This window comes from Novosphingobium sp. fls2-241-R2A-195, assembly GCF_030209485.1.
Classification (GTDB): Bacteria; Pseudomonadota; Alphaproteobacteria; order Sphingomonadales; family Sphingomonadaceae; genus Novosphingobium; species Novosphingobium resinovorum.
In genome coordinates this window covers 187,393-214,030 of sequence record NZ_JARVRY010000004.1, presented here as the reverse complement: position 1 = coordinate 214,030, position 26,638 = coordinate 187,393, and the positions used below count along the sequence as shown (strand labels likewise).

The 26,638-nt window shown below is 65.3% G+C and carries 19 protein-coding genes; 11 read left to right on the top strand and 8 right to left on the bottom strand.

What is annotated here, in order from left to right; all coding sequences use genetic code 11:
* Window positions 1–37: 37 nt before the first annotated feature.
* Entirely contained in the window at window positions 38–5,083 is a 5,046-nt protein-coding gene (locus QRN25_RS04000; RefSeq protein WP_285017573.1) for an Ig-like domain-containing protein, read from the bottom strand.
* Between the two features lie 253 nt (window positions 5,084–5,336).
* A complete protein-coding gene (locus QRN25_RS03995) occupies window positions 5,337–6,206 on the bottom strand; it encodes a LysR family transcriptional regulator (protein WP_285017571.1) in 870 nt (289 codons plus the stop codon).
* A gap of 113 nt (window positions 6,207–6,319) precedes the next feature.
* Between QRN25_RS03995 and scpC the strand changes: the two genes are divergently transcribed.
* From scpC to QRN25_RS03955, 8 genes are all read left to right on the top strand, one after another.
* Window positions 6,320–7,834: a succinyl-CoA:acetate CoA-transferase ScpC gene (scpC, locus tag QRN25_RS03990; protein ID WP_285017569.1), complete on the top strand. Its 1,515-nt coding sequence runs from the start codon at window positions 6,320–6,322 to the stop codon at window positions 7,832–7,834.
* 260 nt (window positions 7,835–8,094) lie between these two features.
* Window positions 8,095–8,727, top strand: coding sequence for a DUF4198 domain-containing protein (locus QRN25_RS03985; protein ID WP_285017567.1), 633 nt, complete (start codon window positions 8,095–8,097; stop codon window positions 8,725–8,727).
* A gap of 86 nt (window positions 8,728–8,813) precedes the next feature.
* Window positions 8,814–9,437: a TetR/AcrR family transcriptional regulator gene (locus QRN25_RS03980; RefSeq protein ID WP_271182834.1), complete on the top strand. Its 624-nt coding sequence runs from the start codon at window positions 8,814–8,816 to the stop codon at window positions 9,435–9,437.
* A gap of 505 nt (window positions 9,438–9,942) precedes the next feature.
* Complete coding sequence (locus QRN25_RS03975) at window positions 9,943–10,335, top strand: hypothetical protein (protein WP_285017566.1); 393 nt, start codon at window positions 9,943–9,945, stop codon at window positions 10,333–10,335.
* Window positions 10,332–11,600, top strand: a complete 1,269-nt coding sequence (locus QRN25_RS03970) for an efflux RND transporter periplasmic adaptor subunit (RefSeq protein WP_285017564.1) — start codon at window positions 10,332–10,334, stop codon at window positions 11,598–11,600. Before QRN25_RS03975 ends, QRN25_RS03970 begins: the two co-directional genes overlap by 4 nt.
* Window positions 11,601–11,804: 204 nt before the next feature.
* Window positions 11,805–14,987: an efflux RND transporter permease subunit gene (locus QRN25_RS03965; RefSeq protein WP_285017562.1), complete on the top strand. Its 3,183-nt coding sequence runs from the start codon at window positions 11,805–11,807 to the stop codon at window positions 14,985–14,987.
* 166 nt (window positions 14,988–15,153) lie between these two features.
* Complete coding sequence (locus tag QRN25_RS03960; RefSeq protein WP_285017561.1) at window positions 15,154–16,551, top strand: efflux transporter outer membrane subunit; 1,398 nt, start codon at window positions 15,154–15,156, stop codon at window positions 16,549–16,551.
* Window positions 16,552–16,827: 276 nt separating this feature from the next.
* Window positions 16,828–17,469 (top strand): GntR family transcriptional regulator, encoded by a 642-nt coding sequence (locus QRN25_RS03955; RefSeq protein WP_285017560.1) that lies wholly within the window; start codon window positions 16,828–16,830, stop codon window positions 17,467–17,469.
* A 133-nt stretch (window positions 17,470–17,602) separates the two neighbouring features.
* On the opposite strand, the gene QRN25_RS03950 is transcribed toward QRN25_RS03955, so the two are convergent.
* From QRN25_RS03950 to QRN25_RS03940, 3 genes are read right to left on the bottom strand one after another with little or no spacing between them, the layout of a single operon-like run.
* The gene (locus QRN25_RS03950; protein ID WP_285017559.1) at window positions 17,603–18,814 is read right to left on the bottom strand and encodes a CaiB/BaiF CoA transferase family protein; all 1,212 of its coding nucleotides are present in this window, start codon (window positions 18,812–18,814) and stop codon (window positions 17,603–17,605) included.
* A 5-nt stretch (window positions 18,815–18,819) separates the two neighbouring features.
* A complete protein-coding gene (locus QRN25_RS03945; RefSeq protein ID WP_285017558.1) occupies window positions 18,820–19,731 on the bottom strand; it encodes a hydroxymethylglutaryl-CoA lyase in 912 nt (303 codons plus the stop codon).
* Window positions 19,728–20,369: an isochorismatase family protein gene (locus QRN25_RS03940; RefSeq protein ID WP_285017557.1), complete on the bottom strand. Its 642-nt coding sequence runs from the start codon at window positions 20,367–20,369 to the stop codon at window positions 19,728–19,730. Before QRN25_RS03940 ends, QRN25_RS03945 begins: the two co-directional genes overlap by 4 nt.
* 245 nt (window positions 20,370–20,614) lie before the next feature.
* Between QRN25_RS03940 and QRN25_RS03935 the strand changes: the two genes are divergently transcribed.
* On the top strand, window positions 20,615–21,703 hold the full coding sequence (locus QRN25_RS03935) for a TauD/TfdA family dioxygenase (protein ID WP_285017556.1): 1,089 nt from the start codon (window positions 20,615–20,617) through the stop codon (window positions 21,701–21,703).
* 365 nt (window positions 21,704–22,068) lie between these two features.
* A complete protein-coding gene (locus QRN25_RS03930; protein WP_285017554.1) occupies window positions 22,069–23,250 on the top strand; it encodes an SGNH/GDSL hydrolase family protein in 1,182 nt (393 codons plus the stop codon).
* A gap of 27 nt (window positions 23,251–23,277) precedes the next feature.
* On the opposite strand, the gene QRN25_RS03925 is transcribed toward QRN25_RS03930, so the two are convergent.
* From QRN25_RS03925 to alr, 3 genes are read right to left on the bottom strand one after another with little or no spacing between them, the layout of a single operon-like run.
* Window positions 23,278–23,625, bottom strand: a complete 348-nt coding sequence (locus QRN25_RS03925; protein WP_271182845.1) for a RidA family protein — start codon at window positions 23,623–23,625, stop codon at window positions 23,278–23,280.
* Between the two features lie 32 nt (window positions 23,626–23,657).
* Complete coding sequence (locus tag QRN25_RS03920; protein ID WP_285017553.1) at window positions 23,658–24,908, bottom strand: D-amino acid dehydrogenase; 1,251 nt, start codon at window positions 24,906–24,908, stop codon at window positions 23,658–23,660.
* Complete coding sequence (gene alr / locus QRN25_RS03915; protein ID WP_285017552.1) at window positions 24,905–26,053, bottom strand: alanine racemase; 1,149 nt, start codon at window positions 26,051–26,053, stop codon at window positions 24,905–24,907. The genes QRN25_RS03920 and alr overlap by 4 nt, the downstream gene beginning before the upstream one ends.
* Before the next feature lie 96 nt (window positions 26,054–26,149).
* Here alr and QRN25_RS03910 point away from each other — a divergent pair, with 96 nt between their 5' ends.
* Window positions 26,150–26,617: an Lrp/AsnC family transcriptional regulator gene (locus QRN25_RS03910; protein ID WP_285017551.1), complete on the top strand. Its 468-nt coding sequence runs from the start codon at window positions 26,150–26,152 to the stop codon at window positions 26,615–26,617.
* The last annotated feature ends 21 nt before the right edge of the window (window positions 26,618–26,638 follow it).

Below are 26,638 nucleotides of genomic sequence, written 5' to 3'. Positions count from 1 at the left end.
ATGAACAGAGCATCTGCGCGACTTTCCCTGGCTGCCCTCACACGACGACCTGGACGGTATTGTCCTCGACCAGAATGGTATTCGTCCCGAAAGCGTAGACGTCGTATACGAGTCCATCGAGCGTCTGCGTCGATCCGGTGCCGACCGCGCCCGTGATGTTCAACACATCATTGGATTCACCGGTGATTTGCAGGACATGCGTTGCATCGGTAATCGCGCTGACTTCCGACGCTGTGAGCGTCAGCACGCTGCCGCTGTCGCCTGAACCGAGATCGATGCGTTCGATACTGGCTAGGGTGCCCACGCCGGGCGCGCCATAGTCGAGATCGATGCCGTTGCCGAGCAGCACCGTATCGAATCCTGCACCACCGTTGATGGTCGAGAAGTTCGCGGCCAGAACCTCGACGGTGTCATTGCCCGGCCCGGCCAGCACGTGGTCGCCCGTGCCCACCTCGAAGATCAGATCATTGCCACCATTACCGTTGATGTGCTCCGCTCCGGTAGTGCCTGACATGACGTCATCGGCCAGCGAGCCGTTCACATCGATCTGCCCCAGGTTGAGCGACAGGCCATTGGGGCTTAGCGAGAGGCCGTATATCGCGCTCTCATGGCCCTGAGGATCGGTTGCAACCATCCCAAGCGATATCTGGGAGCCGAGATTGAGGATGTCGGTAATGTTCAGGCCCAACTGCGTCAGCACGGTCGGGCTGAGCAGATTGAGTGTGAAGTGACCGCTGTTATCAGCAGTAAGAGGCAGCAATTCGACGTTCAATGCAGGTGTTACGACCCGGATCACAACCGTCGAATTCGGTTCCGTTGTTCCACTGACACCGAATTGCGGGTTGAGCGGGTTGAGGCTCACCGCAAGGCCGAACCCTCCAATCGTCGGAGGCGCGTCGATGTTCGTCGCGACGTCTATCGTTGCAACGTTGCTGGCGTTGCCGGCAGTGTCTTCGCTGGAAACCGAGACCTGAGCGTCCAGCAATTGTGCCCAGTCGAGTCGAACGCCAAGGTCAGTCAGCAGGTTGAGCGAGGTCAGACCGCTATTGTCCGCTGCAACCACGGTTTCAGTCGTGATGCCACCCACGTTAGCTGAGACCGTCAATTGTGTGTTGGGCTCGGCGGATATGGTGAGCGCGCTGGCTAGCAGGGACAGCAGCGGGGTCGCAGGAGGAGAGGTATCGATCACAAAATCGACGGGTGAAGATTCTTCTCCTCCGCCGATATTGGCCGACACGCTTGACGCACCGTCGGGCAACCCGCCTCCGGGCGCAATGGTGAGAACGACAACGCCGGCCAATATGTCGCCAACCGACAGAACGTGAGTTGTCTGTGCCTGATATCCGCCCTGACCGTTCAGCGTTGCCGTGACTTGTTGCCCCGCCTGCATCGTCGGTCTGAGTGCGACGTCGACCTGAACTCCGTCAGCAGCCTCATTGGCGTTGATGTAACCGTCGTCCGCTTCAATCACTGCTATCGTCAACGGTGCTATGTCCGGTGCAATCAGGACGGCCGGGCCGCTCTCATTGCCTGCAGCGTCGATAGCGATCGCGCTCACCGTCTCGTTGGCGATCAAGGGCGCGAGCAAGGGCAGGCTGAACTCGCCATTGCCATCGATGGCGATCACGACCGGATTGGCGGTGTCGCCATCGATCACGATCCGCACCGTACTGTTCGGTTCCGCCGATATGAGCAGCAACTCGCCGCCCGAAACCAGCGTAAGAACAGGAGCCGCCGGAGGAATGGCATCGACCGTGATGCTGGTGCTCGGGCTTGAGTTGCCGGCCGCATCGATCGCCATGGCTTCCACCACGGTGGCATCGGGTAGAGAACCTGCCGGGGTGAATATCCACAGCCCGTTTTCATCGACGATGGCTTCGCCAAGAGGGACGCCGAGACCATCGGTGAGGATGACCGTTGCGCCAGCCTCTGCCGTGCCTGTTATGGTGCCGCCGCTGCTCGGATCGATTGTCGGTGCGCTCGGCGAGATGGCATCGACCGTGATGCTGGCGGGAAGGCTGACGTTGCCTGCGGCATCGACTGCGACGACGTCGACAAGGGCATCGTTCGGCAGGGCGAGGTCGGGTATGAAAACCCAGTTGCCCTCGTTGTCTGCCGTAGTCTCCCCGATCGGGTTGCCTAGCGGGTCGCGCAGGAAAAGCGTCACCCCCGGCTCGGCTGTGCCTTCCAGTAACAAACCCGTCGTGGGGTCGATGGTGGGGGGAGCCGGAGCTATGCCATCCACGGTCGTGCTGATAGGCCCACTCACGTTGCCTGAGGCATCGACGGACACAGCAATCACTACAGTGCCGTCTGGCAAGGGGAGCAGCGGTGTAAAGGCCCAGTTGCCCTGCGGATCCGTAGTGACCTCTCCAAGCGGCAAGCCGAAATCCGGAACGGTCGATGCGACCGTGACCAGCCCCCGCGCGCTTGCTTGTGGCGAGAAGGCGGCAAATGTGTTGCCGGTCCCGTCCATCAACACCACCGTCGAATTCGGCTCTGCCGTGCCGGTGACGATCGAGCCGTTGGTGGGGTCGATCGTAGGGTCAACTGGCGGTGAGGAGTCTACCGTCGTGCTCGTCTGTGGACTGACATTGCCCGCTGCATCCTGGGCCGTCGCGATGACAATGGTGCCGTCCGGCAGGGGAGTGCGGGGTGTGTAGCTCCAGTTTCCGTCGCCGTCCGCCGTGGTTTCACCGACGGCATTACCGTCACCATCGGTCAGAACAAGAAGAGAATCAGCCTCTGCAGAGCCAGTGAGTTCACTCCCGTTCGTAGCGTCGATGCTGGGCGCGGCGGGGGCCACGCCATCGACGGTCGTGGTGGAAGGTGCACTCGTATTACCGGCAACATCCTGCGCCGTGGCTTTGACAATCGTACCGTCGGGAAGGGTAGTGGTAGGCGTGAAGCTCCAGGCGCCATCAGTGTCGGCGGTGGCCAGCCCGATCGGATTGCCGTTATCATCGACAAGAGAAATAATACTTTCCGGTTCCGAGGTTCCAGTTATCACCCAGCCGTTGGTCTGTGCGATTTCAGGTGGTGCAGGGGGCTCGGCATCGACGACGATGGAATAGGGCGCGCTGACGTTTCCCGCCCCATCGCGCGCCACGGCATAGACGGTAGTTCCGTCAGGCAACGGAGACGTCGGCGTGAAAACCCATGTACCGTTGCCGGCCACGACCACCTGCCCGATCGCATTGCCGGCACCATCGGTGAGGATCACCGTGGCGCGCGGCTCGCCCGTGCCGGAGAGCACGTTGCCCCTGGACGGTGACATGTCGGGAGCCTCAGGTGCGACCGCATCGACGGATGCGCTGGCAGACGGACCGATGTTGCCCGCCGCATCACTGGCAACCGCGATGACGATGCTTCCGTCCACTAGTGGAGGCGATGCCGCGAAGGTCCAGGTGCCGTCCGCATCGACGAGGGCCTGACCGATCGGATTGCCGTCACCATCGGAAAGGGTCACGGTCGAATAGGGTTCCGCCGTGCCGGATACGGTTGTCGCGTTGGGCGCCGCAAAATTCGGGGCGGCAGGTGGCGCTGCATCTATTGTGATGTCGGACGGAAGGCTGGTGTTGCCTGCGGCATCGCTTGCAATGGCGGTGAGTGTCGTGCCATCGGCAATCGGGCTGGCGGGGGTGATCGACCAAGCTCCGCTGGCATCCGTCAACGCTTGGCCGATTGCGATACCATCGTCGGAAGTGACTAGGATCATGGCTCCGGGCTCGGCCGTACCGTTGATCTCCATGCCGTTGCTCGGCGCTATGATCGGCGCGTCGGGAGAGACGGCATCGACGGTGATACTCGCCGCCGGGCCGGCCTGTCCTTGCGAGTTGACCGCTGCGGCGTTGACCACAGTGCCGTCCGGCAAAGCGGTTTGAAGGGTGAAAAGCCAGGTTCCATCCGCCCCTATCGCTGCCTGGCCGATGGCATTCCCGGCACCGTCCGTCAAAGCAACGGCGATGCCACTTTGGGCTGCGCCGGTCAGAAAGCTGCCATTCGTGGGGGCAATAGTAGGGGCAGTGGCCGGCGGCGGGATCAGATCGGGTGCCTGCGTGATCGCCACCGCGCTTTGGTTGCCTGCCGCATCAGTAACAGTGACTGTTATAGATTGGCCATCATCCAAAGGACCGGCAAAAAGGATCGAGAATGTACCATCAGCCGCAATGACTGCCGTGTAATCCGTATTGCCGTCACCATCGACGTCAATGGAGACGGTCGCTCCGGGTTCGCCGGTGCCGGTGATGCCGGTGCCGTCCGCAGCGACACTCAGTTCGGTGGCGGCGTCTGGCGGCGTAAGGTCGGGAGCAAGCGTGCTGGCGGTCGGACTGAGGTTTCCAGCGGCGTCGCGGACGGTGACCGTGATGGCTTCAGCGTTTACGAGTGCTGGCGACAGGACAACGGTAAACGTGCCGTCAGCACCTACCGTCGTCGTATAGTTGGCCGTGCCGTTGCCATCGGTATCGACCAGGACCGTCGCGCCAGCCTCTGCGCGGCCGCTGAGACTGTTCCCAGCGGGGGAAACTACCAGATCTGTGGGAGCGCCCGGTGCAGTCGTATCGGGAGGCGTTGGCGGATTTCCGGCACCGCTGCCATTGCCGCCTCCACTGACTGTAGCTGCTACGAGCCCGCCCACGCCAATAGCCGCGAGGGGAATGATCACGCCTGCGCCCAGACCGCTTCCGGATGCTGCTCCGGCTGCAGCAGCCGCTTCCGCAGTTCCGGCCGAAGCCGGAGCGGGAAACCCGGCCATGGCATCCATCGGTACATAGGCCGGTGAGGCGAGGGCAGCGGTAGACCCTTGCGCCAAGTCGGCAACCACCAGATGGTCATCTTGGACCAGCATGAGTTGCGAGAGCTTGGAAGGATCGACGTAGAAATTCGTGATCCTCACGATTTCGCCCGTACGCAGGTGAACGAGCAGGTCCGCACCTTCCCGCGTATAGCCGGCAACGGCCTCCGGCCCGATGTTCAGCGCTACGTTGCTACCTGGGGCAACGGGAACCGAACCGTGAATGGTTTCGATGGGGGCGGAGTGAATGCCGGACAGGTCCGACGCAATCTTGACCTCTATGGGCATTGTGCACCTCCCGCGAAGAGCGGATCGGCTCTCCGTACATCGCATCGAATATAGATGCGCCGAGATTCGCCAATTGCGTTTCCCTCCGATTCCGACGGAATTGGCTGGGAACCGAATGCCTTTGAGACTTAGGGAAAAGTTGCGGGGCATCCTGTAGTCGATAACGGATGCAGTTTATGTAAGACGGCTAATTCCCCCTCTTACCTGAGGTATTCTATTTTACATAAGATACATTATCTACTTAAAGCGCATATCACACCGGGAACCCCGCCTCCAGGAAGTCCATGACCACGCGCGCGCGCATCGGCATGCGCATGCCGCGAAAACCGGTGGCGAGCATGACCGGGATCGGGGGAATTTCCGCATCCGGCATGACCTGCATGACCAGACCACGTGCGAGGTCTTCCTCGACCTGGATGCGTGGCAACAGTCCGATGCCGAGGCCTCCCTTCATCGCGCGCAGCACGGCCTCGCTGGAATTGGCGCGCAGGAAACCCGAGACTTCAAGCTCGCGCCCGTCGATCGGCCATGGCGCCGCCCTTGCGGCATAGCCGTAAGTCAGGCACTGATGTTGTATCAGGTCATCGCCCGATGCTGGCATGCCGTGATGCGCAAGGTATTCGGGCGCGGCAACCAGCACGCGCGGCAACTGGCCAAGCAGCGTGCTTCCGGCGGCGCTTCTGCCATCCCCTGCCCATAGCCACAGGTCCAGCCCGCCATGATCCGCCGCATCGCGCCAGTCGGCGATGAGCAGTTCGATCATCAGGTCAGGATGCTGCGCCGCGACGCTTCCGAGCCGTTGCGCGTAATGGAAGCCGAGCGCCGTGGTCACGCCGACGCGGACCAGTCCGCGCGCTGCTACGGCGCCTGCGAGGTCCGCTTCGGCCAGCCCCATCTGGTCGAGAATCGCCCCTGCATGCTCCAGCAGCCGCTCCCCATCCGCCGTCAGGGCCTGGCTGCGCGTGGTGCGCTGAAACAGGCGCACACCAAAGTGTTGTTCCAGATCGCCGATCGCTCGCGCAATCGTGGTATGGCTGAGGTTCTGGCGGCGACCCAGCGCCGAGAAACTGCCCTCTTCGTTCAGGCGCACGAATAGCCGCAAGGATCGGATCAGGTCACTCATCTGAACGTATATAGCACAAGTGGTGTGCATATTTGATATATTGTCTTCGCACACGCACGGATTGAATGGGGAGCGGCGGCCCCCAGAAGGTCACCGAGATTGAGAGGCATTCCATGACAGATCGTATCGCCCGCGCCGACCTGCGTTCCAAGGTCATGTCCGCAGCCGACGCCGCCGCGCTTATCCATCACGGCCAGACCGTGGGCATGAGCGGCTTCACCGGCTCCGGCTATCCCAAGGCGGTGCCGATGGCGCTGGCCGCGCGGATCGAGGGCGAGCACGCCGCCGGTCGCCCGATGCGGGTGAAGGTCTGGACCGGCGCCTCGACCGGCCCGGAACTCGACGGCGCGCTGGCCAAGGCCGATGGCATCGAACTGCGCCTGCCCTACAACTCCGACCCGATCGCGCGCGAACGGATCAACAAGGGCGAGATGGACTACCTCGACATGCACCTGTCGCAAGTGGCGCCGATGGCGTGGCAGGGGTTCCTTGGCCCCCTCGACGTCGCGGTGGTGGAAGTGACCGCGATCCGGTCCGACGGCTCGCTGGTTCCCTCGTCCTCGGTGGGCAACAACAAGACCTGGCTCGACCGTGCCGACAAGGTGATCCTCGAGGTCAATGCGTGGCAGAACCCTGCGCTGGAGGGGATGCACGACATCTATTACGGCACCGCGCTGCCCCCTGCCCGCGTGCCGATCCCTCTGGTCCGCCCCGACGACCGCATCGGCCAGGCCACGCTGCAGTGCGATCCCGCCAAGATCGTCGCCATCGTCGAGACCGACGCGCCCGACCGCAACCTGCCCTTCACCGCGCCCGACGCCAATGCGCTGAAGATCGCCGATCACATCATCGAGTTCCTCAGCCATGAAGTGGCCAAGGGTCGCCTGCCTGCCTCGCTGCTGCCGCTGCAGTCGGGCGTGGGCAACATCGCCAACGCCGTGCTGACCGGCCTCGTCAATGGCCCGTTCGACGACCTGACCGCCTATACCGAGGTGATCCAGGACGGCATGCTCGACCTGATTGATGCAGGGAAACTGCGCATGGCCTCGGCCACCGCGTTCTCGCTCTCCCCGGAGGCGGCGGAGCGGATCAATGCCGAGATGGCGCGCTATGCCAGCCGGATGATCCTGCGCCCGCAGGAAATCTCCAACCACCCCGAACTGATCCGGCGCCTCGGCTGCATCGCCATGAACGGGCTGATCGAGGCGGACATCTACGGCAACGTCAACTCGACCTGCGTGATGGGCAGCCGCATCCAGAACGGCATCGGCGGCTCGGGCGACTTCGCGCGTAATGCCTATGTCTCGATCTTCATGACACCCTCGACCGCGAAGGGCGGCGCGATCTCGGCGATCGTGCCGCAGGCGGCGCATGTCGACCACATCATGCAGGACGTGGCGGTGCTCGTCACCGAGCAGGGCCTTGCCGACATGCGCGGCCTGACCCCGCGCAAGCGCGCCGCGCTGGTGATCGAGAACTGCGCGCACCCGATGTACCGCGACGCGCTGCGCGACTACTACGACCGCGCATACCACGGCAGCTACGGCCGCCACGCGCCTTCATTGCCGAACGAAGCACTGTCGTGGCACCAGCGCTACATCGATACCGGGACGATGCTGCCGGGCTGATCGCGCAGGCATCACGATCGGAAGGAGCCATCGTCAGTGACGGTGGCCCCTTTCCATGCATGTCGCAGCCGAGCCCGGCATGCGCCATGTATTGCGTATAATTCTCATTATCGTTATCACGGCAAGCGAGAGGGAGGATGCCGTGCCACTCGCAGCGGCACGCGGAAGGCCGGAATTCCGAGCCTGCTGCGTACAGATGCGCGATCACCGACACCGCCTTTGCAACAGGGGCCGCATGGCGGCACGTAACGGAGATCGAAATGACCATCACGAAACTTGCCCCGCTGCTGTTGGCCTTCGCTGCCCCGGCCGTTCAGGCGCACGAAGTGTGGATCGAGCGCGACGGCACCGGCCCGGCCCGCATTTACCTCGGCGAACCAGCCGAAGTACTGCCCGAGAACGGGGATCCCGAATTCCATCACCTCAAGGCGCCCAAGCTGCTGCCGACGAGCACTGCCGCCCTGACCCGCAAGGCGGGCTACCTTGAAGTCGCCGTCCCCGCAGGCGACGTGCGCGCTCACGACGACACCGTGTTCGAGCCTTGGGGCGATGAGGGCAAGAAGGAAGGCGTCGCCTATTACGCCCGCGCCGGCCGCTCAGAGGCACGCGCGGTGATGCCGCTGGAAATCGCCCCGGTCTCGGCGGGCGGCGACCGCTTCCATCTCGTCCGCGACGGCAAGCCGGTGGCCGATGCAGAAATCACCGTGATCTCGCCGGATAAGTGGACGAAGTCGGTCAAGACCGATGCGCAGGGTAGCTTCGCCCTGCCCACCCGCGACAAGGGCCGCTACCTGCTGACGGCCTCGCAGAAGGACGAAGCCGGCGGGGATACCACGCTCGGCAAGGTCGCCGTGCTGCACCGTGTCGCTACCACCAGCTTTACCATCGACTGAACCGGACGGCGTGGGGCCGCAGGCAACTCAATGACACACTTGTCACACTGGACTCTGCTTGCGGCCGCACCTATATACCGCCCGGTATGAAATGTTCCGCTCCCTCTGCGGGCTCCGTGACAACGCGGGGCCGCCCTCGCGAATTCGACCCTGACGAGGCCCTTGCGGCCGCGCTCCGGGTGTTCTGGACTCGCGGTTACGAGGGTGCGTCGATGGCGGAACTGACCGAGGCGATGGGCATCACCAAGCCCAGCCTCTATGCCTGTTTCGGCAACAAGGAAGCGCTCTTCAAGAAGACGCTTGACCTCTACGAGCGCGACAAGCTGGCCTACATGGGCAAGGCGCTGGAAGCGCCCACCGCGCGCGGCGTGGCCGAGCGGCTGCTGACCGGTGCGCTGGCGACTCACTGCGGTGAGAAGGATCCGCACGGCTGCCTCGGCGTGATCAGCACCGTGGCCTGCACGCCCGAGGCGGACTCGATCCGCGCCGACGTCATCAAGCGCCGCGCTTCTTCGGAAGCCGCCGTCATCAAGCGCTTCGAGCAGGCGCGCGACGAAGGCGACCTGCCTGACAGCGTCTGCCCCACCAAGCTCGCGGGCTGCCTCACCACCGTGCTGCAGGGCCTTTCGGTCAAGGCACAGGGCGGCGCGGGATCGGAAGAACTGCAGGGTACTGCGGATACGTTCCTGGCGATGTGGCCGGGGCGCTAACGGCGATCTCCGTCACTCCGGTTTTCCGCTGGAAATCCGCGTTCGACAGCTTGGGCGATTTGTCCAATGGGCAGATCGTCCATTATTTCGCACTTGCGGAAAAAATTTCGTTCAACGCGGGTTCAGCCTCTTGAAACGCTCTCCAGAGTCCTAATCTACCGGGCGGTACAGAAAGCCGCTTGACGTGACCCGGACCTGAATATATACCGCTTGGTATAGAAACGAACCGCCCGAATCGCCTCCCCCCGGCCTCGGGTATTCCCATCACCGACCGGTCCTGACCGGCCGCCTGACAGTTGCACTCCCACCCGGGAAGCGGCTCGATGACACACATCCGGCTCATGCCGACGACTGGACATTCGCGTGTCCGGCCTCGGGAGAGCCTTACCCGCATCCTTCCGGCTGCCCCAAGCCGGAAGCCGCCCCGGCGCGCACCCTTCCCCCCTGTCCCGGGGTGCGCGCCGGGGCACACCCGAACTCGCCCTACTTACGCAGGAGCACGGATATGGCCTTCATCGACTTTTCCGATGCAGCGCTGCAGGCGCTGCCCATCTCGCTGGCCCCTTCGGCCAAGACCCCCGGCGAACCGCTGACCCTTACCGAGCGGCGCATCCTCGCCCTCGCGCGGACCGACGGGATGCAGTCGCTGAAACCGCAGCGCAAGCGCGGATGGCTGGCGCGCCTGATCCTCGGCCCCACGCCGCCTTCGCCGATGCTGGCGAACGAACGCCTCGAAGCGCTGCGCCGTCTGGCCGTGCGCGCCTGGCACCACGGTTACACCCTGCCGGTCTCGGCGCTGAAGGAAGCCCGCGACGCCGGGTATTCCGAGGCCAAGATCGGCGCCGTCATCGATACCATCGGGCGCACCCGCGCCCCCTTCCGGAGCATCGCCGCGTGACAGTCGCGACCAAACTCGAAATCCCCTCCGAATACGCTTCTGGTGAGCAGACCACCGAGCAGCGCACCGGATCACGACGTGCCCAGATCGCCATCGGCGCGCTGGCGCTCGTCGCGGTCGCCGGGCTTGGCTGGAAGTTCATCGGCGGTACGGAGCCCGCCGCTGCCCTGCCCCCGCCCGCGCTGGTGCAAGTGGCCCATCCGCTGGTGAAGGACGTGACCGAGTGGGACGACTACGTCGGCCGCTTCGCCCCCAGCAAGACGGTCGAAGTGCGTCCGCGCGTCTCGGGCGCCATCACCCAGGTGCTGTTCAGGGACGGTGACTACGTGCAGGCCGGTCAGGCGCTGTTCGTGGTCGATCCGCGTCCTTACGCAGCCTCGCTCGCCGAAGCGCGGGCGGATGCGGCTTCGGCCAGCGCCACCCTCGCCCTCGCCCGTTCGGACTATGCCCGCGTGGCCGGTCTGACCGGGGACGAGGCGATGGCCGCCAGCGAAGTCGACAACCTGCGCTCGCGCGTCCGCGCTGCCGAGGCTGCTCTTGCGGCGGCGCAGGCACGGGTGCGTTCGCGCAGCCTCGATGTGGAATTCGCCACCGTGCGCGCGCCGATTTCGGGCCGCGTGTCGGATCGCCGGGTGGACGCGGGCAACCTCGTCTCCGGCGATGCCGGGGCGAACGCCACGCTGCTGACCACGATCAACGCCGTCAGCCCGATCTACTTCACCTTCGACGCTTCTGAATCGCTGTTCCTCAAGGCGCAGCGCGACAAGGCGAAGGGCGCGACTTCGGACGTGGAGGTTCGTCTTCAGGACGAAACCGCCTATCGCTGGAAGGGCAAGCTGGACTTCACCGACAACGGGCTCAACCCCAGTTCGGGCACCATTCGCATTCGCGCCAGCCTCGACAACAAGGACGGCTTCCTGACGCCGGGCATGTTCGGCAACATGCGCCTCGCCAATGGCGGCACCGTCAAGGCGACGCTGGTTCCCGACGCCGCCGTGCGTTCGGACCAGACCCGCAAGGTGGTGATGGTCGTGGGCAAGGACGGCACCGTCGCCGCCAAGCCGGTCGAGGTCGGGCCGCTGGTGGACGACCTGCGTGTGATCCGCTCTGGCCTCGATGCGGGCGATTCCGTGATCGTCTCGAACTATCAGGCGGCGATCCCCGGCACCAAGGTCACGACCAAGGCGGGCACCATCGCGCGCGGCAAGGTCGAAAGCGCACCGGCGCCGGCCGAACCCGCGGCTGCGCAGGCGACGTTCGACTAAACCAAGGCTCGTCCCAAGGCTCGTCATTGCGAGCGTAGCGAAGCAATCCAGGGCAGTCCCACGCCGCCCTGGATTGCCGCGGCCCTCCGGGCCTCGCAATGACGAGGCTGGGTAAGGCGGCCTGCGCCCAAGCCAGACCCACCAAATACACGAACCCAACCGGCGCGCCGGAACCCTTCCGCGCGCCCATCAGGGGCACTCCCAATGCGACTTTCCCGCTTCTTCATCGACCGTCCGATCTTCGCGGGCGTCGTCGCGGTGATCATCACCATCGTCGGCGCCATCGCGTTCATCGGCCTGCCGGTGAGCCAGTACCCGGACATCGTTCCGCCTACCGTCACGGTCAACGCGCAGTATCCCGGCGCCTCGGCCGAGACCGTCGCCGACACCGTCGCCGCTCCGATCGAGCAGGAGATCAACGGCGTCGACAACATGCTCTACATGGACTCGCAGTCGACCGGCGACGGCAAGGTGACGATCACCGTCACCTTCAAGATCGGCACCGACCTCGATGCCGCGCAGGTGCTGGTGCAGAACCGCGTCGCCATCGCCGAACCGCGCCTTCCCGACGCGGTGCGCTCGATGGGCGTGGTCACCAAGAAGGCCAGCCCGGACTTCCTGATGGTGGTCAACCTGCAGTCGCCGGACGGCACCTACGACCGCGACTACATCTCCAACTATGCACTGACCCAGGTGAAGGACCGCCTCGCCCGTCTCGACGGCGTCGGCGACGTCCAGACCTTCGGCGCGCGCGACTACGGCATGCGCATCTGGATCGATCCGGGCCGCGCCGCGCAGCTCAACCTGACGGCAGGCGAGATCGTCGCCGCCCTGCGCGCGCAGAACGTGCAGATTTCGGCGGGCGCCATCGGTGCGCCCCCGTTCGACAAGGGCAACGCCTACCAGATCGGCGTCGAGGCGCAGGGCCGCCTGACCGAGCCGCAGCAGTTCGCCGACATCATCGTGCGCACCGATGCGGACGGCCATCAGGTCCGCGTGCGCGACGTCGCCCGCGTGGAACTGGGCGCGCAGGACTACACCACCAACACCTACCTTTCGGGCAATCCCACCGTCGTCATGGCGGTGATGCAGCGCCCCGGCTCCAACGCGCTCGAAACCGCCAAGCTGGTGCGTTCCGAGATGGACGCCATGCAGGCCAAGTTCCCCAAGGGACTTGAATACTCGGTCATCTACAACCCCACCGAGTTCATCGGCCAGTCGATCGACGCGGTGTACCACACGCTGTTCGAGGCGGTGATCCTCGTCGTCCTCGTGATCCTGGTGTTCCTGCAGAACTGGCGCGCGGCGATCATTCCGATCCTCGCGATCCCGGTCTCGCTGGTCGGCACCGCGATCATGCTGATGGCGGTGGGCTATTCGCTCAACAACCTCTCGCTGTTCGGCCTCGTGCTCGCCATCGGCATCGTCGTCGACGACGCGATCGTCGTGGTCGAGAACGTGGAGCGCTACATCGAGGAGGGCCTGACCCCGCTCGAAGCCGCCCGCCGCTCGATGGACGAAGTGTCCGGCGCGCTGGTGGCGATCGTGCTGGTGCTCTGCGCGGTGTTCGTGCCGACGCTGTTCATCACCGGCATCTCGGGCCAGTTCTACAAGCAGTTCGCAGTGACGATCTCGACCGCCACGGTCATCTCGCTGGTGCTCTCGCTGACGCTCTCGCCCGCGATGGCCGCGCTGCTGCTCAAGCACAAGGAGCGGGTCGGACCCGAAGCCCCCCGCTGGCGCCGCGCGCTCCAGTCGGGCGCGGACAAGTTCAACCACGGCTTCGACCGCATGAGCGCCGGCTACGCGCGCCTCACCCTGCGTCTGGTCAAGGCCCCCACGCGCATGATGGCGACCTATGCCGCCCTCATCGCCGGAACCGTGGGCCTGTTCTGGGCGACGCCGACCGGCTTCATCCCGCAGCAGGATCAGGGCTACTTCCTTGCCGCCGCGTTCCTGCCATCGGGCTCTTCGCTGGAGCGCACGGACGAGGTGACCAAGGACATTGCCAAGCGTCTCCTGCCTATCAAGGGCATTCGCGGCGCGGTGATGTTTGCCGGCTTCCACGGCCCCTCGCGCACCGCATCGCCGGATTCGGCCGCGATCTACTTCCCGTTCAAGAGCTTCGAGGAGCGCAAGGAACTGGGCGTCACCGGCGCAGAGATCATGGCGCAGGCGCAGGAGGCCCTGAAGGGCTACGACAAGGCCATGGTCCTCGTCATTCCGCCGCCGACCATCAACGGCATCGTCCCCCCGGGCGGCTACCGCATGATCGTGGAAGACAACGAAGGTCGCGGCTACACCGAACTTGCCAAGGCGGCGGGCGGCGTGATCGGCAAGGCCAACCAGCAGAAGGACTTGAGCCAGGTCTACACCCTGTTCAACCAGGACACCCCGCGCGTCTTCACCGACATTGACCGCCGCAAGGCCGACATGCTCGGCATCCCGCCCGAGCGCGTGTTCGAGACGCTGCAGGTCTACCTCGGCTCGGCTTACGTGAACGACTTCAACCTGCTCGGCCGCACCTTCCGCGTCACCGCGCAGGCGGATCAGGGCAGCCGCGGCTCGATCGCCGACCTTGCCAACCTGAAGACCCGCTCGAACTCCGGCGCGATGGTGCCGATCGGTTCGGTCGCCACCTTCCAGGACAAGACCGGCCCCTACCGCGTGGTGCGCTACAACCTGCACCCCGCCGTGGAAGTCGACGGCAGCGTGGCGCCGGGCTTCTCGACCGGACAGGCCCTCTCCACCATGGAGAAGGTCGCGGACGAGACGCTCCCCTCGGGCTACAGCTTCGAGTGGACCGGCATCGCCTACCAGCAGGTGACGGCGGGCAACACGGCGGTGATCGTCTTCGGCATGGCCGTGGTCTTCGTCTTCCTCGTGCTGGCCGCGCAGTATGAAAGCCTGACCCTGCCGCTGGCGATCGTGCTGATCGTGCCGATGTGCCTCTTCGCGGCCATGGCGGGCGTGAACCTGCGGGGCATGGACAACAACATCCTGACCCAGATCGGCCTCGTCGTGCTGATCGCGCTGGCGGCCAAGAACGCGATCCTCGTGGTCGAATTCGCCAAGCAGGCCGAGGAGGAGCAGGGCATGGGCATTGTCGAGGCGGCCGTCTACGCCGCGCAGACCCGCCTGCGTCCGATCCTGATGACCAGCTTCGCGTTCATCCTCGGCGCAGTGCCGCTAGTGATCGCGCAAGGCGCCGGCGCCGAACTGCGGCAGGCGCTGGGCACGGCGGTGTTCTTCGGCATGACCGGCGTCACCGGCTTCGGGCTGCTGTTCACGCCCACGTTCTACGTGGTGTGCCGGGGTCTGGCGGAGAAGCTGCGCCGCCGTCCGCGCGGGGCTCACGCGGACCTCCACGCGGTTCCGGCTGAGTAACGCAAGGGCGGCGCCGAGGCCCTTCGACAAGCTCAGGGCGAGCGGGGTTGGGATTTATCCCGCCCCCTCGCCCAAGGCTTCGCGAAATCCCCCAACCTCCGCTCATGCTGAGCTTGTCGAAGCACGGCCGCCCACCTCACGATTTCATCGACACAGGACATATCCGATGATGAAGCAGACTTTAGCGGCCCTCCTCGCCGCCACCGCCCTTTCCGCCTGCGCCGTCGGGCCGGACCATGTGGCCCCCACCCCGCCCGCTTCGGCCGAGGCGCCTTTCGTCGGCGTGCAGAGCGCGGATGTCACCACAGCCGCCCCCGACGACACCTGGTGGAAGCTCTACAACGACCCGGCGCTCGATGCCCTCGTCACCGACGCGCTGGCCGCCAACACCGACATCCGCGTCGCCGTCGCCCGCATCGAGAAGGCCCGCGCCACCTTGCGCGGATCGCGCGCCGACCGCCTGCCCTCCACCGACCTCAGCGCCACCGGCACGTACGGCCGCGTGTCGGAAAGCCAGGTGCTGCCCGGCTTCGACCGCGAGGGCCGCCGGGTCGATGGCGGGCTCTCGGTGAACTACGAGGTGGACCTGTTCGGCCGCGTCAAGCGCGGTATCGAAGCCTCGCGCGCGGACCTCGCCGCCGCGCAGGAGGACGCCGACGCGGTGCGTGTCACGGTGGTCGCCGACACCGTGCGCGCCTATGTCGACGCCACCAGCGCCAACGAACAGATCGACGTCGCCCAGCGCACCGTCGACCTGCTCGCCCGCTCGGAGCGTATCACCAATGCCCGCTTCGAACGCGGCCTCAACCAGAAGCTGGACGTCATCCGCGTCACCCAACTGCGCGAGGCGCAGGCTGCCGCCATCCCGACGCTTCAGGCCCGCCGCGACGCCGCCCTGTTCCGCATCGCCGTCCTGACCGGCCGCACCCCGCAGGACTTGCCCGACAGCGTGATCGCCCGCGACACCACCCCCAACGTCGCCACCCCCATCCCGGTCGGCGACGGCGCCACGCTGCTCGCCCGCCGCCCCGACGTGAAGGCCGCCGAGCGCCGCCTCGCCGCCGACACCGCGCGCATCGGCGTGGCGACGGCGGACCTCTACCCGCGCATCACGCTGGGCGGCTCGATTGGCACCACGGCGGTCGGCGCGACCGACGTGTTCGGCGGCGGCCCGCTGCGCTGGCTGCTCGGCCCGCTGATCTCGTGGGCCTTCCCCAACCAGGAAGCGATCCGCGCCCGCATCAACGAAAGCAAGGCCGACGCCAAGGCCGACCTCGCCACCTTCGACGGCACCGTGCTGACCGCGCTGGGCGAAACGGAAACGGCATTGTCGGCCTACCGCAACGCCCTGCTCCGGCAGGAACGCCTCGCCGCCTCACGCGATGCGGCGAACCGCGCGGCCAACGTCAGCCTCGCCCGCCAGAGCCGGGGCCAGATCGATGCGCTCAACGTCCTCGACGCCCAGCGCACGCTGGCGAGCGCCGAAGCGGATTCCGCAGCCGCGAAACGCGAGGTCGCCTTCGCGCAAGTCGATCTGTTCCGCGCGCTGGGAGGGCGGTGGTAGAACCCCGGTCCGTAACCCCTACTCCCGTCATTGCGAGCGTAGCGAAGCAATCCAGGGCGGCTCAAGACTGCCCTGGATTGCTTCGCTACGCTCGCAATGACGAATGGGTGATGGTTTAGTATACAAACGACTTCCCCGCTCGCTCGCGCTGGCCTATCATCGCAACTTCGCAATGGGGTTGCCGTGCGCATCGAAGCCGTCGTTCGCGGAGGTTAAGGTAACGCTGTGGCCCCCTTGTGTGCCGTTGAGTGCCGTTGTGTGCCGGGAAGGTTTTGAGTGTCGAAAGCCAGCGATCAGGCCTACGAAGAGCTGCGCAGCCGCATCCTGTCAGGCGAACTCGCCCCCGGCACGCAGCTGAAGGAAGAGGAACTGGCGGCGCTTTGCGGCGTCTCGCGAACCCCCGTCCGCGCCGCGATCCGCCAGCTTGAGGCCGAACTTTTCGTCCGCCGCACCGACAGCCAGCGCTCCTTCGTCGCCGAATGGAATAACGACGATCTGGAAGAAGTCTTCGTGTTGCGCGGCATGCTCGAAGCCTACGCCGTCCGCCGCGCCGCCACCCGCGCCAACGCGAGCGTCATCTCCGGCTTGAACGCCGCGAACGAGGCGATGCGCACGGTGATCGAGGCGCTAGACTTCGACCTGCCCGCCTACCTTGCCGCCAATGCCCGCTTCCACGCGCTGATCCTGGAAACCGCGGCCTCCGACCGTCTCGCCTCGCTGCTCGGCAAGCTGGTGTTGCAGCCGGTCGTCCAGCAGACAGTGCGCGCCTACAGCCGCGAGCAACTGCTGCGCAGCTACCGCGAGCACGTCGAGATAACGACCGCCTTGGCCCAGCGCGATCCCGACTGGGCCGAAGCGCTGATGACGGCGCACATCCGCCGCGCGCTGCATGCGAGGCTGGAGCCTGTGGAGGGGTGATTGCCTCTTATCCTCCCTGTCGCGCAGCGATGGGGAGGTGGCAGCCCGAAGGGCTGACGGAGGGGTTGTCCCCCTCCACCACCGACTTCGTCGGCGCCCCCTCCCCGTTCCTGCGGAACGGGGAGGATAGTGATCAGATCGCCGCGCCGGCCTTCAGGGCCGCGATTTCGTCCTCGCTCATGCCCAGCAGGTCGCCGTAGATCTCGGCATTGTCCTGCCCGATCTCCAGCGGCGCGCGGCGGCGAACCGAAGACGGCGTCGCCGAGAGCTTGGGGAAAGCATTCTGCATCTTGAACGAACCCCACTGCGGATGCTCGACGTCGATCAGCGCCTCGCGCGCGGCGAAGTGCGGGTCGGACAGCATCTCCGGCGCCCGGTAGATCTTGCCGGCGGGGATCGAGAATTCGATCATCTTCTCCTCCAGTTCGTCCACCGTCAGCGTGCGGGTCCAATCGGAGATGAGATCGTCCAGTTCGGTCTGGCGCTCGCCGCGTGCCACGTGGGTCGCATAGCGCTCGTCGGTGCCGAGTTCGGGGCGGCCCATGGCCTGGCAGAGCCGCTTGAAGATCGCGTCCTGATTGGCGCCGATCAGGTATTCGCCGTCGCTGGTGGGGTAGACGTTCGATGGCGCGATGCCTTCAAGGATCGAGCCGGTACGCTTGCGGACATGGTCGGAAACCATGTACTCGGGCACAAGGCTCTCCATGACCTGCAGCACCGCCTCGTAGAGCGCGCTGTCCACTACCTGGCCCTTGCCGGTACGTTCGCGGGCGTGGAGCGCGGCCAGCGCGCCCATGCAGCCGTAAGTCGCGGCAAGGCTGTCACCGATGGAGACGCCCATGCGGCTCGGCGCGCGGTCGGGATCGCCGACGATGTAGCGCCATCCGCCCATGGCCTCGCCGATGCCGCCGAAGCCCGCGCGCGAGGAATACGGCCCGGTCTGGCCGTAGCCCGAAACGCGCACGATGATCAGGCGCGGGTTGATCTCATGCAGCACGTCCGGGCCGAGGCCCCACTTTTCCATGGTGCCGGGCTTGAAGTTCTCGATCAGGATGTCGGCATGGGCGACGAGCTTGCGCACGATCTCCTGACCTGCGGGCACGCGCAAGTTGGCGCTGACCGACTTCTTGTTGCGGGCGACCACTTCCCACCACAGCTTGGCGTCGCCGTGGCCCCAGTTGCGCATGGGGTCGCCGCCACCCTTGCCGTCGATCTGCGGCGGTTCGACCTTGATGACTTCGGCGCCCATGTCGCCCAGAAGCTGGCCGCAGAACGGCCCGGCGATGAGCTGGCCGAGTTCGACCACGCGGATGTCGGTCAAGGCTCCGGTGTTAGGGGTGTCCATGGCGGTCAGGCTTTCTGTTCGATGGTCTGCGGGAACGAGCCGGCACGGCTCACCATTGCGGGAAGGGGCTTGTTCATGACCGTTTCCAGCCACTTGGCGTGGCCGATCGCGGCGGCAAGGTCGTAGCCGGTCGCGACATCCGAGCGATCCAGCATGTAGAGCAGGTCCTCGGTGGCGATGTTGCCGGTGGCGTTGGGCGCGAAGGGGCAGCCGCCGATCCCGCCAAGCGCGGCGTCGAGCGTGGTCGCCCCCGCCTCGATCGCGGCCCAGGCATTGGCGATGCCCGTGTTGCGCGTGTTGTGGAGGTGGACGCGGACCGGAATGCCGCCGATCGCCTCGCGCACCTGGGTTACAAGGCGCGATACCTGGGCGGGCACGGCGACGCCGATGGTGTCGGCCAGCGCGATCTCGCGCGGGGCCACTTCGGCGAGCTTGCGGGCCATGGCGACGACGCGTTCGGCGGGCACTTCGCCTTCGAAGGGGCAGCCGAACGCGGCGCCGATGGTCACCTGACCGCTCTTGCCCGCTGCCTTGGCAGCCTGCACGATTTCGGAGGCGACGGCGATGGATTCGTCGCTGGTCTGGCCCTGGTTGCGCATCGCGAAACCGTCGGTCGAGACGCAGACCGCGCCCGCTTCGTCGATACCGGCGGCGAGACCGCGCTCCAGCCCGCGCATGTTCATGACGAGGCCCACGTACGTCAGGTCGCCCCGGCGCGGCAGCATGGCGAGGAGTTCGTCAGTGCCCGCCATCTGCGGCACCTTCTTGGGGTTCACGAAGCTGCCGACCTCGATCCGGCGGGCGCCGCAGTCGATCAGGCGGCGGATCAGTTCGGCCTTGTCTTCCAGCGAGACGAGGACTTTCTCGTTCTGCAAGCCGTCGCGCGGGGCGACTTCGACGATCTCGATCGCGGTCATCGAATGGTCTCCAGTTCGGACAGATAGGTGATGATCGCCTCTTCCGAGACGACGTCTGCATATTTCGCGTTCATGTCGAAGAGGTTGGCCTTGTGCGGCTCGGGATGGCGGTCCCCGCAGGCATTGGCGACGACGGCGGTGCGAAAGCCGTGCGACATGGCATCCACGCAAGTCGCGCGCACGCAGCCGCTGGTGGACAGGCCGCCGAGGATCACCTGGTCGATGCCCCGCGCGGTCAGCGTCGCGGCCAGCGAAGTTCCGAAGAACGCGCTGGGGTACTGCTTGGACAGCACGATCTCGTCCGTCTGCGGCTCCAGCCCCTTGGGCCATGCCCCCATCGGGTTGCCTGCTACGAAAGCCTCGAGCGCGGGCACTTTCTCGAAGAAGCGGCCGCCGTCGACGCCGCCGGGATGATAAATCACGTTGGTCAGGATCACCGGCACGCCTGCCACCCGAGCGGCCTTGCGTATCCGCAGCGCCGATGCAAGCGCGGTCTCGACCCCGGCATAGAGGGGGCTGTCGGGAGCGAAGTAGGCTTCGACGAAATCGATCAGGATCAACGCCGGGCGCTGCCCGAAACCGGCCTTGCCGCCGAATGCTCCGGCGTAATTGTCTTCCAGCGCAGCATTCGCCGCCATCGCATAAGCTCCCGGTGAGCCGTCGAATCAAAACGGCTACATTTTGCATTTTTAGTATACAAAAAATCACTTAGTCAACGTAAATCAGCCCGATGCGCAGGGTTTGAACCGAAATCAGTGCACAGAAACGGGTTACGGCGTTGGTCCTCAGGGTGTTTTCGCGCACGTTCGCGTGCGTCCAGCATCAAGACATCGCTTTGCTGTCATGCCTAGAGTGCCGCTACTCGTCACAGGAGACATGCCGCATGACCGTCGCCGAAGTCCGTTCTTCCGCTCTTGGCCCCGTGCTGACCGCCGCCGCGTGGCGCGGGGACCGTCTCATGGAGGGGCAGGAGTGGGTCTACGAACTCGATGCGGCCCAGCTCGCCGAACTGGAAACGCTGGGAAAGCGCTTCCTCGAGGACGACCCGGACCTTCGCTTCGTACAGGCACAGGACTACCCGCTGCTCGCCTGTGCAGAAGCGGTGGCTGCATGGCGGGACGACGTGGATTTCGGACGCGGCTTCTTGTTGGTGCGCGGGCTGCGCTCGGACCTTTATTCGGACGCACTATCCTGCGCGATCTACTACGTGCTCGGCCTGCACATGGGCGATCCGATCCGCCAGAACGAGATGGGCGACCTGCTCGACCACGTCTACGCCACCAGCGACAAGACGATGGACGATCCCACTGCGAAGTCCTCCAAGGTGCGCGACAAGCTGGTCTATCATTCCGACAGTTCGGACATCGTGGCGCTGATGTGCCTGCGCGGCGCCCGCGAGGGCGGACTGTCGTGTCTGGTCTCGGGCGCGGAGATCTACAACGAAATCCTGCGCCGCCGACCGGACCTTGCGCATCTACTGCTGGAGCCGTTCCACTGGGACTGGCGGCGACAGGACCAGGAGGCTCCGGCCGATACCTATACCTCCCCGGTGGTGAGCGTCGAGGACGGGGTGTTCTCGATGTACGCAGGCTCGCTCTACATCGTGACGGCGCAAGAGTACCCCGGCGTGCCGAAGCTGACCGAGGACCAGCTGGAAGTGCTACGCCTCTTCGACGAGATCACGTACGAGCCGGGCATGGCGATCGCCATGGACTTCCGGCCCGGAGACATCCAGTGGCTGTCGAACTACGCCGCGCTCCATTCGCGCACCGAGTTCTTCGACTGGCCCGAACCCCAGCGCAAGCGCCATCTCCTGCGCCTCTGGCTGTCGAGCAAGACCGACCGCCCGGTGGTCGAGGGCTTCGGCAAGAACGGTGTCGTGCAGCAGCGAGACGCTCACCGTGACGGCGTGGAGCATCCCGATGCGCGCTTCTCGATCCGTACGATGTCCGTTCCGCGTCTGATCTCCTGATCCGGCTCCTCGTCATGGCAGTCAGATTCGATCTGGAAGACTTCGCGAAACGTCGCGACCTGTACGCGCTTGCCGCCATATGAAATGGGAATACGGTGCATGTTTCCGCAATTGCCCTGCTGGCAGGCATTGCGACCTTGGCCGCCGTTCCGGTCGAGGTCGACCTGATCCGCTCACGGTTCAGGGCTCCCAAGGATGTGGTCCCGGCGGCGAAGAAGTAAGCGGCGGCCGGCTGGCAATTGCCCTTAGGGCTTCGCAATGAACAAGGGGATGCGGAGACGGAGGGCGTCACACCTCCCCTCACCGCATCACAACCCTCCAAAGGGGCTGGACAGTGGCCCGGCTGCTCCGACAAGAGAGGCGGCATGAAGACCAAGATGTTTCTGGCCGCCCTCTGCGGAGCCGCCCTGATCTCCGTTCCGGCCCACGCAGCTGTAAAATGGGCTGGCGCATGGGGTTATGCCCCGGCCGACAGTGGTACGGGAGAACCGGAACAGCCCGCCGGAACTTACCGCTACCGCGTGCGGCTGACGCAGGCAGGCGATGCAATGCAGCTCACCTTCAGTAACGCGGAAGGAGACAAGGCAATCGCGATCGGCGCGGTGACGATCGCGAGTCCATCGGGGCCGGTGGGGACGGAGACCGGGGCGAACCCGGTCCATCCGATCCGCTTCTCGGGATTGCAGGCGGTGGCGCTGCCCAAGGGTGGAACGGTGATCAGCGATCCGATCCTCGCGCCGTTCCACAATGCGCAGGACGTGATCGTCAGCGTGACCTTCTCTACCCCGACGCGGCCCGGTCGCACCAACCTCGGCATGGAAATGGCCTTCGCGCCCGCGACGCCGGGGGCGAGCTTCACGCCGATCAAGGTCAGGCCCTATCTCTCGCTGGTGTCGGTGCGTTCGCCGCAGGCACCTTGCACCGTGGTGGCCTTCGGGGATTCGATCACTGACGGCTTCCTCGGCCTTTCGCCCCAGACGCGCGGTTGGCCCGGCCGTCTGGCCGAGCGGCTCGCCTCCCTTCCCGCCGCCCAGCGTTGCGGCGTCGTCAACATGGGGATCAGCGGCAATCGGGTGTTGAAAGCGGGCCGGGCGAACTCCGCGCTCGACCGCTTCTGGCGCGACGTGGCCAGCGTTCCGAACGTCACCCACGTGATCTTCCTCGAAGGCATCAACGACATCGGCGCAGGTACGGAAACCGGCCCCGACGCGGTGACGGCGGAACAACTGCTCTACGGCTACCGTCAGTTCGTGGAGCGCGCCCATGCTCTCGGGATCAAGGTGATCGGCGGGACCATGACCCCGGCCCTGCGCGCCGGGTACATGTCGCCGGTCAAGGAGCGGGTGCGCCAGTCGGTCAACGCCTCGATCCGCAGCGGCAGGGTCTTCGACGGGATCGTGGATTTCGAGGCGGCCGTGCGCAACCCCGCCGCGCCATCCGACCTGAGGCCCGAATTCGATCCGGGCGATCACCTCCACCCCAACGACGCGGGGCTGAAGGCGATGGGCGACGCGGTCGATCTGGCCACGCTGAAGCGCCTGCCCTGACAGGCGCCCCGACGCAGCCGGGTTGGGTTACGCCTTGGCGGCGATCATGATGATCTCGACCTTGTAGCCGGGCTCGAACAGCTTCGCCTCGCCGGTCGCGCGGGCAGGCGCGGGGTGGCCGGCGATCCATGCGTCCCAGGCCGCGTTCATTTCCGCAAAGTCCGCCATGTCGGCGAGCCAGATCGTGGCCGATAGCAAATGGTCGCGATCGCTGCCGGTGCGCGCCAGCAGCGCGTCGATCTCGGCGAGCGCCACGCGGGTCTGCTCGGCGACGCTCTCGCCCGGATTGCCGATCTGGCCAGCGAGGTAGATGGTGTCACCATGGATCACCGCTTCGCTCATGCGCGCGCCCTGATCGATGCGGGTTATCGTCATGTGTGGTCCTCTTGAGTGCCGTTGAGTGCCGCTCAATAACGGTTGATCGCAAGATCGGAAGCCTCGATCGCAGGGCGGCGACCAGCGATGAGGTCGGTGATGACGTGGGCCGAACCGCAAGCCATGGTCCATCCCAACGTGCCGTGTCCGGTATTGAGGAACAGGTTCGGGATGCGCGTCGGACCGATCACCGGGGTACTGTCGGGCGTCATCGGCCGCAGCCCGCACCAGAAGCTTGCGGCTTCCAGATCGCCCCCGCCGGGGAACAGCGACCCCGCCGAATGTTCCAGCGTGGCGCGCCGTTCAGGTGGCAAGTCACGGGAAAAACCTGATATCTCCGCCATTCCGCCTACACGGATGCGATCCCCCAGACGAGTGATCGCCACCTTGAAACTCTCGTCCAGCAGGGTCGAGACGGGCGCCCGCGCCTCGTCGATGATCGGCGCCGTCAACGAGTACCCCTTGACCGGGTAGACAGGCAGCCGAACGCCGAGCGGCGCCACCAACTGCGGTGAGAAACTACCCATCGCGACAAGGAAGGCATCTGCGGAGACCGTGCCTTTGTCCGTCTCTACCCGGACGACCCGGCCACTCTCTTCGACCAGCCGTTGAACGTTGATTCCATTGCGGAATTCGACGCCCTTCGCTGCAGCCATTGCCGCCAGAGCATTGGTGAACTTGAAGCAGTCACCCGTCTCGTCATTAGGCAGCCGCAACCCTCCCGCGATCGGCGCGGTGCTGGCGGCAAGTCCCGGCTCGGCAGCGATGCAGCCAGCGCGGTCGAGCACCTCGAAGGGAACACCGTCCGCTTTCAGAACGGCGATGTCCTTGCCGATGCCCTCGAGTTGCTTTTGCTCGCGGAACAATTGCAAGGTGCCTTGGCTGCGCTCGTCGTAGCGGATACCGGTTTCCCGGCGCAGCGCGATCAGGCAATCACGGCTGAATTCCGCGAGGCGCACCATGCGGCTTTTGTTGATCGCATAATCTCTCGCATTGCAATTGCCGAGCATGGCGACAAGCCAGCGCAGCATGGCCATGTCGGCGTGCGGCCGCAGGATTAGCGGCGCGTGCTTCATCATCAGCCATTTCACCGCCTTCATCGGGATCCCGGGCGCGGCCCATGGCGAGGCATAGCCCGGTGAGATCTCTCCGGCATTGGCAAAACTGGTTTCCAGCGCAGGCCCCTCCTGCCGGTCGATCACGACCACGTCATGCCCCGCCTCGGCCAGATACCATGCCGAAGTGACGCCGATGACTCCGCTGCCGAGAATGACGATCTTCATGCGATGTTGCTCCGGTCGAGCGCGGGCGTTCGGACGGGGCGATAGTCCCGATCGTAGCGGTGGCTGAGCTGGGTGAGGATTTCGTAGGAGATCGTGCCGGCGTCGGATGCGACCTGATCGACAGTCTGGTTCGGGCCTATCAGTTCGACGGGGGCGCCGGGATACAGGTGCTCGGTCGGAACGTCGGTGACGTCGAGCGTGATGCTGTCCATCGACACCCGCCCGACGATCGGCGCCCTAACCCCCGCGATATAGGCCGCACCGCGATTGCCGAGGCAGCGTGGCCAGCCATCGGCATAGCCCACCGGTATCGTCGCGATGCGCGTCTCGCGCGAGGCATGGAATGTCAGACCATAACCCACGCCCGTACCCGGTTGGATGGTTCGCAGCTGCGCAATCGGTGCCTCCAGGCCTACGACCGGTTGCATCGGGTTCGGCCCGGTCCCGGGGTTCCCGCCGTAAAGGGCGATACCTGCGCGCACGAGGTCGAAATGCCCGCGAGCGTGGAACGTTCCCCCGCTGTTGTCGAGTGCTCGGGGAACATCGGGGAACTGCGCAGCAACCGCCTCGAAGCTTGCTTGCTGAGCCGCGTTTGCCGGGTCATTCGGATCATCGGCACAAGCGAGATGGCTGATGATGAAGCGCAGTTCGATCCCATCGAGCAGGCTCGGCGTGACGACCAGGCGCGCGATCTCATCGGGGGGCAGCCCCATGCGCGACATGCCGGTATCGACCTGAAGGACTGCAGGCAGCGTCTCGCTTCGCAGGAGCGCCTGAGCGGACCAGCGCTCGATCTGGTCCAGAGAGTTGAGCACCGGGATGGCACCCAGTTCGGCGCACTGCGCATCCAGCCCCGGAAGCAGGCCGTTGAGAACATAGATTTGCGCCTCGCCCGTCAAATTCGGCAGCAGGGCTTCCGCCTCGCTGAAGAGGGCCACGAAAAGATGGCGGCAACCCTGAGCCATGAGCGTTTGCGCTACCGTAACTGCACCGAGGCCGTAGCCATCCGCTTTGACGACTCCACCGGCCTGCGCAGGCGCCACCCGGTCGCGGACAAGGCGATAGTTGGCTGCGAGAGCCTCCAGGTCGATGGTAAGGCGTGCAGCGGTGATCACAAAGCCCCCTTGGCGATCCAATGCCTGCATCGTATCGCATGACCACGCAAATAGGCTGCCGAATACTCTAATATTATGCCACATTATGCGATGTTGCACACGATAATGCGGAGAAATCACAAGATCATGCCTATGGCCGCCGACGCCGTCGATCGCGCGATTCTTCGCCTTCTGCGTCTGGATGGGCGACGCCCCAATTCCGAGATCGCCGAAGAGGTCGGCCTGTCGCCATCGGCATGCCTGCGTCGCATCCGCTTGCTCGAGGATCGCGGCGTGATTCGTGGCTACACCGTGCTGACGGGGCCTGAAGACGATGACGAACGCGGGGTGGACGTCGTCGTCCAGGTCACGCTGGACCGTCAGACCGACGACTACCTGTCGCGCTTCGAACATGCGGTGCGGCAATGCCCCGAAGTGCGAGAGTGCTTCCTGATGACAGGTGACGTGGACTACTGGTTGCGGCTGCGCACGGAAAGCGTCGCGGCCTACGAGGCGATCCACGGCGAGGTGCTCTCTCGCCTGCCCGGCGTCACCCGCATCAACTCCAGCTTCGCCATGCGGGACGCGATGCGCCCGCGCCGCGCGAGAAAATAGCGCTGCAGATCCCCTTGATTG

Coding starts and splice junctions, on each gene's coding strand:
- QRN25_RS03965 (WP_285017562.1), top strand. CDS start 11,805: ATGCGACTTTCCCGCTTCTTCATCGACCGTCCGATCTTCGCGGGCGTC.
- QRN25_RS03940 (WP_285017557.1), bottom strand. CDS start 20,369: ATGGCGGCGAATGCTGCGCTGGAAGACAATTACGCCGGAGCATTCGGC.
- QRN25_RS04000 (WP_285017573.1), bottom strand. CDS start 5,083: ATGCCCATAGAGGTCAAGATTGCGTCGGACCTGTCCGGCATTCACTCC.
- QRN25_RS03980 (WP_271182834.1), top strand. CDS start 8,814: ATGAAATGTTCCGCTCCCTCTGCGGGCTCCGTGACAACGCGGGGCCGC.
- scpC (WP_285017569.1), top strand. CDS start 6,320: ATGACAGATCGTATCGCCCGCGCCGACCTGCGTTCCAAGGTCATGTCC.
- QRN25_RS03985 (WP_285017567.1), top strand. CDS start 8,095: ATGACCATCACGAAACTTGCCCCGCTGCTGTTGGCCTTCGCTGCCCCG.
- QRN25_RS03975 (WP_285017566.1), top strand. CDS start 9,943: ATGGCCTTCATCGACTTTTCCGATGCAGCGCTGCAGGCGCTGCCCATC.
- QRN25_RS03930 (WP_285017554.1), top strand. CDS start 22,069: ATGAAGACCAAGATGTTTCTGGCCGCCCTCTGCGGAGCCGCCCTGATC.
- QRN25_RS03935 (WP_285017556.1), top strand. CDS start 20,615: ATGACCGTCGCCGAAGTCCGTTCTTCCGCTCTTGGCCCCGTGCTGACC.
- QRN25_RS03960 (WP_285017561.1), top strand. CDS start 15,154: ATGATGAAGCAGACTTTAGCGGCCCTCCTCGCCGCCACCGCCCTTTCC.
- QRN25_RS03945 (WP_285017558.1), bottom strand. CDS start 19,731: ATGACCGCGATCGAGATCGTCGAAGTCGCCCCGCGCGACGGCTTGCAG.
- alr (WP_285017552.1), bottom strand. CDS start 26,053: ATGCAGGCATTGGATCGCCAAGGGGGCTTTGTGATCACCGCTGCACGC.
- QRN25_RS03925 (WP_271182845.1), bottom strand. CDS start 23,625: ATGACGATAACCCGCATCGATCAGGGCGCGCGCATGAGCGAAGCGGTG.
- QRN25_RS03995 (WP_285017571.1), bottom strand. CDS start 6,206: ATGAGTGACCTGATCCGATCCTTGCGGCTATTCGTGCGCCTGAACGAA.
- QRN25_RS03920 (WP_285017553.1), bottom strand. CDS start 24,908: ATGAAGATCGTCATTCTCGGCAGCGGAGTCATCGGCGTCACTTCGGCA.
- QRN25_RS03910 (WP_285017551.1), top strand. CDS start 26,150: ATGCCTATGGCCGCCGACGCCGTCGATCGCGCGATTCTTCGCCTTCTG.
- QRN25_RS03950 (WP_285017559.1), bottom strand. CDS start 18,814: ATGGACACCCCTAACACCGGAGCCTTGACCGACATCCGCGTGGTCGAA.